At 31.1% G+C, this 10,218-nt stretch carries 11 protein-coding genes; all 11 read left to right on the top strand.

The features are described 5' to 3' along the window. The first annotated feature begins 226 nt into the window (after positions 1 to 226). The 11 genes from KA909_RS13110 to KA909_RS13060 all read left to right on the top strand — a co-directional run bounded on the left by KA909_RS13110 (position 227) and on the right by KA909_RS13060 (position 10,122). Positions 227 to 883 (top strand): hypothetical protein, encoded by a 657-nt coding sequence (locus tag KA909_RS13110; protein ID WP_050958479.1) that lies wholly within the window; start codon positions 227 to 229, stop codon positions 881 to 883. A 171-nt stretch (positions 884 to 1,054) separates the two neighbouring features. Next, positions 1,055 to 1,786, top strand: coding sequence for a Cthe_2314 family HEPN domain-containing protein (locus KA909_RS13105; protein WP_210125631.1), 732 nt, complete (start codon positions 1,055 to 1,057; stop codon positions 1,784 to 1,786). Positions 1,787 to 1,865: 79 nt separating this feature from the next. Then, positions 1,866 to 3,191, top strand: coding sequence for a DUF6038 family protein (locus tag KA909_RS13100; RefSeq protein WP_210130309.1), 1,326 nt, complete (start codon positions 1,866 to 1,868; stop codon positions 3,189 to 3,191). 210 nt (positions 3,192 to 3,401) lie between these two features. After that, positions 3,402 to 4,502, top strand: coding sequence for a DNA polymerase (locus KA909_RS13095; RefSeq protein WP_210125635.1), 1,101 nt, complete (start codon positions 3,402 to 3,404; stop codon positions 4,500 to 4,502). Next, entirely contained in the window at positions 4,495 to 4,863 is a 369-nt protein-coding gene (locus tag KA909_RS13090; RefSeq protein ID WP_210125637.1) for a hypothetical protein, read from the top strand. Before KA909_RS13095 ends, KA909_RS13090 begins: the two co-directional genes overlap by 8 nt. Next, the gene (locus KA909_RS13085; protein WP_210130308.1) at positions 4,863 to 6,506 is read left to right on the top strand and encodes a DUF5906 domain-containing protein; all 1,644 of its coding nucleotides are present in this window, start codon (positions 4,863 to 4,865) and stop codon (positions 6,504 to 6,506) included. Before KA909_RS13090 ends, KA909_RS13085 begins: the two co-directional genes overlap by 1 nt. A gap of 225 nt (positions 6,507 to 6,731) precedes the next feature. Then, positions 6,732 to 8,408, top strand: coding sequence for a cassette chromosome recombinase CcrC (ccrC, locus tag KA909_RS13080; RefSeq protein ID WP_210130307.1), 1,677 nt, complete (start codon positions 6,732 to 6,734; stop codon positions 8,406 to 8,408). Positions 8,409 to 8,513: 105 nt separating this feature from the next. Continuing rightward, entirely contained in the window at positions 8,514 to 8,852 is a 339-nt protein-coding gene (locus tag KA909_RS13075) for an SAUGI family uracil-DNA glycosylase inhibitor (RefSeq protein WP_044291525.1), read from the top strand. Positions 8,853 to 8,947: 95 nt separating this feature from the next. Continuing rightward, positions 8,948 to 9,259 carry a DUF960 family protein gene (locus tag KA909_RS13070; RefSeq protein WP_044291529.1) on the top strand — a complete coding sequence of 104 codons (312 nt, stop codon included), beginning with the start codon at positions 8,948 to 8,950 and terminating at the stop codon, positions 9,257 to 9,259. Between the two features lie 15 nt (positions 9,260 to 9,274). Next, the gene (locus KA909_RS13065) at positions 9,275 to 9,781 is read left to right on the top strand and encodes a DUF1643 domain-containing protein (RefSeq protein WP_044291531.1); all 507 of its coding nucleotides are present in this window, start codon (positions 9,275 to 9,277) and stop codon (positions 9,779 to 9,781) included. 20 nt (positions 9,782 to 9,801) lie between these two features. Further along, the gene (locus KA909_RS13060; RefSeq protein ID WP_210130306.1) at positions 9,802 to 10,122 is read left to right on the top strand and encodes a JAB domain-containing protein; all 321 of its coding nucleotides are present in this window, start codon (positions 9,802 to 9,804) and stop codon (positions 10,120 to 10,122) included. Positions 10,123 to 10,218 lie beyond the last annotated feature (96 nt).

Genomic DNA, 10,218 nt, shown 5'->3' with positions numbered 1-10,218 from the left:
ATCCTCCTTAATCAATAATTTAAATAACTTATTATTGTTAAGGAGGATATTTTTTAGTGTGTAAATTAAAAAGAATTTTAGAAGAATAACATTTATCAAAAAACTGTTCATTACCTTATTAATTGAAATTATATAATTAAAAACCGCATCATTAACCGATACGCAGAAGCGTATCATAAATAAAGCTAAAAAATAGGTTGTAAAAAATATAATATGAGGTGAATTAATGGAAAATAATATATGGACAGCATTGATAACTGGAGTAGTTTTATATGGCTCTAAAGAATGGATAAGGTTATACGTTGATACCAGAATTGCTAATACAAAGTTAAATTTAGAAACACTTTATCCAATTTATACAGAATGTTTTATTTCAGTTAAGAAAATGATAGGAGCGTACAGAACTCCATTTACACAAGAAGGAACTTTTGAAAGAGTTAATCAAGATTTATTAAAAGATTTAAATCAAGAATATCAAGATCTTTATTTGCAAAATATAAATTATAGAAAACTTTTAAGTCTGAAACAACATGTCAGACTGATGGAAGAGTTAAAACATGATTTTAATAATATTTTTAGCACTAACCAGGTATTTTTTGATTATGATTTTGTAGCCAAAACTATAGAATGTGTCCATGAATATGAAAGCGATTTAAGTTATTTGAATAATATGGTTGATTTTTGTGTGGATAATGAAGAAAACTTAAATTTTGAAAATATTTTCACTCATGAATATAAAAGAAAAGTGCTATATTATGAACGATATTTAGATTCATTTGAAGATCAATTTAGAAAACGATTTAAACTTGGTAGAGAAAGTAAAATAAGTATTATTAAAAGAAAGTGGAAACGCTTTTTAAATAAAATAAAAGGCAGATATTAAAAAACACTATAACTTCTTTGAGAAAAGTATGTGAAGGTGAAACCAAAGCTTAGCGTCCAGACAAATATATATAATATTAAATATACAAGTTAAGTAGCCTTAAATTATTAATATTTTGGTGTGTAAATTAGATTATAAATAGTAATATTGCACAAAAGGAGGTTTGCTATAATGACAAATATAATCCATCCGTTACAACATATTGAATCTGCTAACATGAATGATTTGCATGATCAGATCCCATTTAATTACTCTATATTAGAAAACTTATCCTTTGATTTTGAGAAAACTGATTCATTTTTTGATTTAACAAAAAGTCACGAAATCGAGTATTGGCAAAATATGTTATTTAATCGCATGAACCTTCTAATTCGAAATTATACATACATGTTATTCTACTATAATCAACGTATACCTGATGAAATTTGGTATAAGTCACCTGGTTCAAAAGGACAATCAGTTGAATTTTTTCCTAATTTTAAAGACGAAGACTTTACTAAACAATTTAATTTTAATTACTTTTCTGAATATTTCTTTTTTCAAGGGTTTAGCATATTTGAGTTACTGGGACATATTATAGTAAATATTTATGATATACAATTAAAAAGTCATGAAATTAGTTTTCATAAAGCAATAAATAAACTTAAAGATAAAGATTCATTAAAATTTTATGCACTAGATAAAATCCGTAATTCCCATGAGTTTGAAAATGCAGCTAAACATAGACACGACATTACCCATAATCAACATCCACAGTATATATCTTCAGGTATAACTAACTATGACAACGGTATGGTTACTGCGTGTATTGGTGATTTCACTACATCTCAAAAAGTTAAGGAAATAATGGATGGTATGCTAAAGTGTTTAGAGCAGTCGATAGAAATTTTAAATGGAAAGTAAATATTAATTTTTCTTGTTTAAAGATAAATAATATTAGTAAGGCGTTTAATATAAACAAAGTAAAAGGAAAGTTGAGATTATGACGAAAAATACTTTTAGAGAAAGAATTCAAAAAACATATACAAAAAAAGATCTTGAGAAAGCTTTAGGTCTTAAAAATAAAGCTCAATTACAGAAAAGAATTGATAAATTAGTTGATATTTATAAGGTTGATATGAAGAAATTCCAAAAAAATTCTGGCGAGAGCGAAAGAGCTGCATATAGTTTCAACGGTGTTGCTTTTGATATATTATGTGTCTTATTAAATAATATGACAGATGATAATATACCGAAAGCAATTACGGATGAAGATGTAAGGTTGAGAAAAGATGCGATAGGGCATATTGATATTACCCAATATGCGAATTTTATTAAAAATGTTAAGAATGACATAGATAAAATTGAATTTAAACCATTAAAGTTACATATACATGCACAAAAAGCATACCAAGATGTAAAAAAAGTGTTTGATTCAGGGAGTAAAATAAACAATAAGTTACAATTAGCTTCTGAAGTAATGAGTCAATTACCTATAGATAAACAAGTGGAATTAAGTGACAAAATTGCACTTGCTATACACGAAACTATTTATTCATCATTTTCAGAAAGCAAATATAATGAACGAATTAATGAACATCATCAAACGAGTGAAAGGTCAAGTCAGCATGATTTTCGATATAATTATTTTGTAAATCAATTAACAGATAATGTAATAACTGAAGGTATAGATGAAGAGAGAGCATTTATATATGATAGAGATGAACAATTAGATTGGTTATTGATTAATATATTAAATAAAGTTCAACGAGCTGCGGATGGATGGGGAATGAGAAATGCTAAACCGCATCATAGAACAAAAACATTTAGAGATATGGAGCATTATTTCCTTAGAGATGTATCGAAGATGATAGATAAAGAGCTTAACAAAAAGGAAAATTTAAATAAACAATCTAAAAAATATGACTTCGATAATAAGATAAAGGTCATTAATGACAATATTGAGTTTTTTAATGAAGATGAACAAATTAGAAAGCATTTACTAGAGTTACGTAAACGATTAGACTTTCATTCTGCAGCAGTATTAAATCAGAAAAGTCATTCATACATAGACAATGAAATGTTTCAATATTTTATGGATGATATGCAGCAAGTTGTAACATTGATAGACCGATACATTAATAAGACTGAACATTATAATGATATGAAAAATGGCTATATTAATGAATATAAATCATTTTATAATGCATATAATAATGAAATTGAAGTGACTAAGACGCACGAAAATAACATCCCAATGGCAATGTTAATGAAGCAATTTAAGAATCAACTGTTAAAAAGAAGGAATAACCGGAAAAGCTCTAATTGAAGTTAAGTAGAAAGTTGATTAATAATTTATAAGCTCAATCCCTCATATAAAGGGATTGAGCTTATTTGCTTGGTGGGAATTTTTTTGAATTTTTTTGCCACTTCATCAACGACCTCTATTTAGTATTAAGATTGTCTTGTCAAAACGTTTTGAACAAATTTTAAGTTGAAAGTGAGCGCGCCACTTTTAACTATAAAGGAGAAGATTTACATGGAGACAAGAGACAAACTGATGTCGTTGACTCAAAGTAACAAAACACAGCAGTGGTTAATGGACAAATCATCTAACCAAGATGACGTTCAACAATTGCAACAACAATTCAGTCAGCAGCTAGATCAACAATATAATGCACTTTTAGCTGATGAACAAGCTAAGTTAGACCAATACGTGGAAGTACATCAAGGATTGGAATCATTAAAGGAAGAGATTGAATCAGAACCTATTTCGCTTAATATCGATAAATTACCCGATATCAAAGCAACAATGCTTGAAAGAGCCAAGAATGATGAACATTCTGATAAGATCGAAAAGCTATTTGATAGGTTAGAACAGGCATTAAATGGTACGAATCGATTATATACGCAATTATCGTTGATTGGTACACGAACACATCGAATTACAACTAAAAATTTTAATCTTCAAGGCTTACCTAAAGCAGTACAACATACGATTTTACCTTCAAAATTTAAGAAGGTGTATACAGTCGATTTTAAATCGTTTGAACCATCAGTTGTAGCGTACATGACTCAAGATTCAAAACTGATTGACTTTTTAAATCAGAAAGACGGACTGTATGACACATTGCTAAGTGAATTAGACTTACCAGATGAGCTACGAGTATTTGTTAAACGTGCATTTATTGGTTCGTTTCTATTTGGTGGCAACTTCAATAGTCCTAAATTCAAGTTGAAACATTATGTAAGTGAAGTGCAATGGTTGGATGCGGTCAGCCAATTTACAAAAGTCATTGAACTTAAGAAACAAATCGAAGAGCATAAAACCATGCCTATGCCTTACGGCATTGAACATGATATGAGCGCATTTCAAGGTAGCAGTATTATGGCAATCTACGTACAAACTGTAGCGAGTTATATTTTCAAGCACATTCTGCTAAAAGTGTACAAAGCACAGTGTGATCAAAAAACGTTCAAGATTATAATACCGATACACGATGCGATTATGATTGAATGTGAAGATGAAGAAATTGCACAAAATGTGGGTCAGTTAATGAAATATACGGCTAACCAGTTGTTCAATGGTGAATTTGCACATGTGACAGTGGAAGAAATAGGAGGCGTAGACCATGAATAATGATAGAGGACAAAGCCTACACATCCCAAGTAGTACACCAATCAAAGAAAATAATATATATGTAGCTACGTTACATTCTGTGATCCAAACAGATTTCTCAGGTGAAATAAAGCACCAATTCACGTATGAAATTGAAGTGAACAATCAGATTGTATATGCGAATCGTAATATTCCAACAAAACCGAGCGCTAATCAGTTGTCAATTCATGATTGGCTTAAACGTCATAGCAACTATAACCTGAGTCATAAAACGTATGAACCTTACATTGACCGAAAGCATTTAATCCATATTGGTCAATATAATGGTAATTATTATGTACACGATGTAGCACCATTAAATGAAACTGGAGGCATATTATAATGACCAGTATATTCGAAATGTTAACTAAAATAATAAGTGTGGCTAAGGAGGCAATCGACCGTCAAGGTCTGATTGCTATCCTAACTATTCCTGTTAATAATGACAATGAAATAGAAGAAACGGCTCAAGGTGAAACCGTGTATAACGAACTTATCGATCAGTTACGACTTAACATCTCAAAAGATACGGACTATCGACCTAACATCTATAGCTATTTTGGTATTAAGAAGAATCCCAATGACACAGTACTCATGGAAATGATGATAAAGGTTTTTCATATCAAACGTTTTAATTCAGAACTGTTTGTTTTCAAAGATAACGGGTGGCAAAAGATAAATGGAGATGAATTACAAGACTTGATATCTAAAATGATACAAGTATTGCTTGTAGATTATAAGCCTTCACTAAGTACTCTAAGAAATGTCGTAGATGGATTGCAAAAATCAACAGATGTAGAAGAACTTGTTGAGAATGAGCACTATATTGGTTGTGGTGAAAATATGTTCGATCTTAATACGTTTCAAGTCGTTAAAAATTCAATCGATATTTTCCCAAAAACACGATTGAATTTATCATTAAGTACAAATGATGTAATTACTGATAAGATACCGCCTTATTTTAACCAATATATGTTACAACTTGCGAATTATGACCATGATTTACAATATTTTCTTTTCCAACATACAGCAGTATTACTTACAGCTAATACTAAATACCGTAGGGGTCTCATATTATACGGTGGAGCTAAGAATGGTAAATCTGTATATATTGAACTAGTTAAATCATTTTTCTATAGTAAAGATATTGTGTCTAAGGCACTTAATGAGCTTGAAGGTCGTTTTGACAAGGAAAGTTTAATTGACAAAAGTCTAATGGCAAGTCATGAAATTGGGCAATCTAGGATTCAAGAAAAGATTGTAAATGACTTCAAAAAGTTATTATCTGTAGAATCAATGCATGTTGATCGTAAAGGAAAAACTCAAGTGGAGGTCACTTTGGATTTGAAACTTGTTTTTGGTACAAATGCGGTACTTAATTTTCCTGCTGAACATGCGAAAGCTTTGGAGCGTCGAATTAATGTTATTCCATGTGAATATTATGTTGAAAAAGCGGACACTTCATTGATTGATAAGCTCCAGAGTGAGAAGAAAGAAATCTTTCTTTACTTGATGTATGTGTATCAACAGATTGTAAAAGCAGAAATCGAGTACCTTGAAAATAGTCGTGTCACTGAAATTACTCACGATTGGTTAAATTTTGGATATGAATTTGTTTCTAGTAAATCAGCAAGTATTGCAAATCAGAAAGCGTGTATTAATTTACTCAGAAAACTTATAGAAATCAAACCAGGATCACGAATCAAAGTATCCGAGTTAAATAAAGTTATTAATGAAGAAATAAAGGTGAGTTCTCAGGTTATTAAACAGTTAATTCAAGCAAACTTTGATACTCAAACCAAACTATACAACGGCTACGGTTATTGGATTGATTTAGGTTGGAAAGAAGCCGATAAAAAAGAGATTCATGATATTTCGAAAAAAGATAATATTATTTCATTAGATAAAAATGAAAATATAACAGACGATGAGGCATTAGATGAAGAGAATTTGGATTTTGATTGGGAGGACTTTGACGATGAATAATGAACAAATTGAAGCATTTGTAGAAGTGCTTGTACCTATCATTGAAGAACGTCTCAATAAAGGTAAGTAAGGCTAATTACGTACTATAGGCAGTTGCCTGTAGTACTCATATGATTAAGTGGTAAAAGTGATAAAAATGAAACGAAATTATAAATATATATTATCCATATGATGTTACAAGACCGATGGTCTGTAGCAATAATCTAATAAAAGGAGTGGTATGATATGAAGGGTAAAATTGCACTTTATTCACGCGTTAGTACGTCAGAGCAGTCGGAGCATGGGTACTCAATCCATGAGCAAGAACAAGTACTCATCAAAGAGGTTGTGAAAAACTATCCAGGTTATGACTATGAAACTTATATCGATTCTGGTATATCAGGTAAAAATATTGAAGGTCGACCAGCAATGAAACGCCTATTACAAGATGTTAAAGATAATAAAATCGAAATGGTATTAAGTTGGAAATTGAATCGTATTTCTCGCTCAATGAGAGACGTTTTTAATATTATTCATGAATTCAAAGAGCATGGCGTAGGTTATAAATCGATTTCTGAGAATATTGATACATCCAATGCTTCTGGAGAAGTACTCGTTACAATGTTTGGGTTAATCGGATCAATCGAACGTTCAACACTGATCAGTAATGTCAAGATGTCGATGAATGCTAAGGCGCGTAGTGGAGAGGCAATCACCGGTCGTGTTTTAGGCTACAAATTATCACTTAATCCATTGACACAGAAAAATGATTTGGTTATCGATGAAAATGAAGCTAATATTGTACGGGAAATCTTTGATTTATATTTGAATCACAATAAAGGACTTAAAGCAATCACGACAATTCTAAATCAAAAAGGATATCGCACCATTAATCAAAAACCATTTTCAGTGTTCGGCGTGAAATATATTTTGAATAATCCAGTCTATAAAGGCTATGTCAGATTCAATAACCATCAAAATTGGGCTGTTCAGCGAAGAAGTGGTAAAAGTGAAGAAAATGATGTGATATTGGTCAAAGGTAAGCATGAAGCCATTATAAGTGAAGATGTATTTGATCAAGTTCATGAGAAACTAGCTTCTAAAAGTTTTAAACCGGGTCGACCTATTGGTGGAGATTTCTACTTACGTGGCCTTATTAAATGCCCAGAATGCGGAAATAATATGGTATGTCGACGAACTTATTATAAAACGAAAAAGTCAAAAGAACGAACAATCAAGCGTTATTACATTTGTTCATTATTTAACCGTTCTGGGAGTTCTGCTTGTCATAGTAATGCGATTAATGCTGAAGTCGTCGAGCGTGTAATTAATGTTCATTTGAATCGTATTCTGTCCCAACCAGATATTATCAAGCAGATTGCGTCAAATGTGATAGAAGAACTGAAACAAAAGCATAGTAACCAAACAGGAATTAAATATGACATTGATAGTTTAGAAAAACAAAAAGCTAAGCTTAAAACACAACAAGAACGATTGTTAGAATTGTTCTTAGATGATCAAATGGATAGCGAAATGTTAAAAGCAAAACAAAGTCAGATGAATGGAAAACTAAAGATGCTAGATAAGCAAATTAAAGAAGCGCAACAAGCTACTGAATCACAAGATGAAGTACCAAATTTTGATAAACTGAAAAGCCGTTTAACCATGATGATTAGCCGATTTAGTGTCTACTTAAGGGAAGCTACACCCGAAGCTAAAAATCAACTTATGAAAATGTTAATTGATTCAATTGAAATTACGACAGATAAACAAGTGAAACTCGTAAGGTATAAAATTGACGAAAGTCTTATCCCTCAATCTTTGAAAAAAGATTGGGGGTCTTTTTTTATGCCCAAATTCCAATTCGAAATAGACGGTCGAAACGATTATTTTATCGATCAAATTACCACTTTTACCACTTAGCTTTTAGTGACAAAAGTGCGAGAAATGAAATAAAAATCAAATATATATTATCAAAATGATGTAACACATGCATACATCAATCAAACACATTAGGAGGTCATAATGATGACATTAGAACAACATCTCAAGCACTATATAACCAACTTATTCAATCTGCCAGAGAATGAAAAATGGGAATGTGAATCTATCGAGGAAGTCGCTAATAATATCCTACCTGACCAATATGTAAGGCTTGGTCCACTTAGTAATAAAATACTTCAAACCTATACCTACTACTCTGACACACTTCACGAAAGAAATCTCTATCCTTTCATTCTCTATTATCAGAAACAACTCATAGCTATCGGCTTTATCGATGAAAATCACGATATGGATTTCTTATATCTACACAACACAGTCATGCCCCTTTTGGATCAACGATACTTACTAACAGGAGGACAATAATATGCATAAATATATCAAAATTACACAATTAGTCATTACAATTCTTAGTGAAGTTATTATTTGGATGAAAGAATCAGAACGAAAGGAAGTCTCTTATGAATAGATATATTACTCGAGGTATTGACAATAACTTACCTATCATCTTACAACAACAATTATGGAAACTAGTAGCACAACGTGAAAACGAACAGTCCAAGGAACTAGAAACAATAGATTACTTTCATATCTTCCAGTTCAACATGCATAATGATCAATTATGTATCAAACACAAACAAGAACGTCCTGAGTACATCAAAACACATAAAGCTAATTATTCAAAAGCTATCAATATAAATAAGGTCTATATTATCCGAGAAGATGATGTAGACCTTTCTTATTACGTCATGTTACTACCTGAAGAATATTAATAGGAGGCATCAATCATGCAGAATATACAATGTATATTAGAAACTGAAGCAATATTTAGTGACGATAATCAACATCGTTATTTACTCAAAAAAACGTGGGACAAAGATAAAAAGATAATTTCAGTTATAACTTGTTATCCAAATTTAGAAGGAACCCAAAAATTAGATTTAACGACTCAATTAATTCTAAATAAAGTATCTGAGATGAAAGACTTCGGATCAATTAATTTTGTGAACCTATATTCAAACATGATAACAACCACAAATATAAAGCATATGGCAAATAGTCATGATAAGCATACTGATATTCATATTATGAAAGTAGTGAAAGAATCGGATGAAGTGATATTAGCATGGGGTGCTTACGCTAAAAAGCCCGTTGTTGAAGCACGCGTCAATGAAGTATTAGAGATGTTGAAACCACATAAAAAGAAAGTGAAACAACTCATAAACCCAGCAACCAATGAAATCATGCATCCTCTTAATCCAAAAGCAAGACAAAAATGGACTTTGAAAGCATAACCCATATATGGAGGTAAACGATGAAAGAAATCAATATCGTTTCACTACAAATGATAAAATCAGATAGATTAAGTTACCTAAAAAATCGTATTTCAAACTCTGAGGATGCGGCAGAAATTATGCGTTCATTCATTGGAAACAGTGACCGAGAACATCTCATACTTATATGTATGAATAGTAAAAACGAACCTACACATATTCAAACACTATCGATAGGTTCTATTAACCAAACAGTGATTCACCCTAGAGAAATATTCAAAACAGCGATACTCAGTAACGCAAATAGTATTATGATTGGTCATAATCATCCAAGTGGCGATGTATTAAACATAGTATCCTAAACTAGAGTACTCTAAGTACTCGAAGTTTAGGATTTTTTAATTACAGTGCTTTAACTATTAAATATATAAGGGTATTATTAATAGTAGTTAAAGTAG

Source organism: Staphylococcus sp. GDX8P54P (assembly GCF_017893165.1).
Taxonomy (GTDB): Bacteria; Bacillota; Bacilli; order Staphylococcales; family Staphylococcaceae; genus Staphylococcus; species Staphylococcus borealis.
This window is presented reverse-complemented; position numbering and strand designations above follow the sequence as displayed.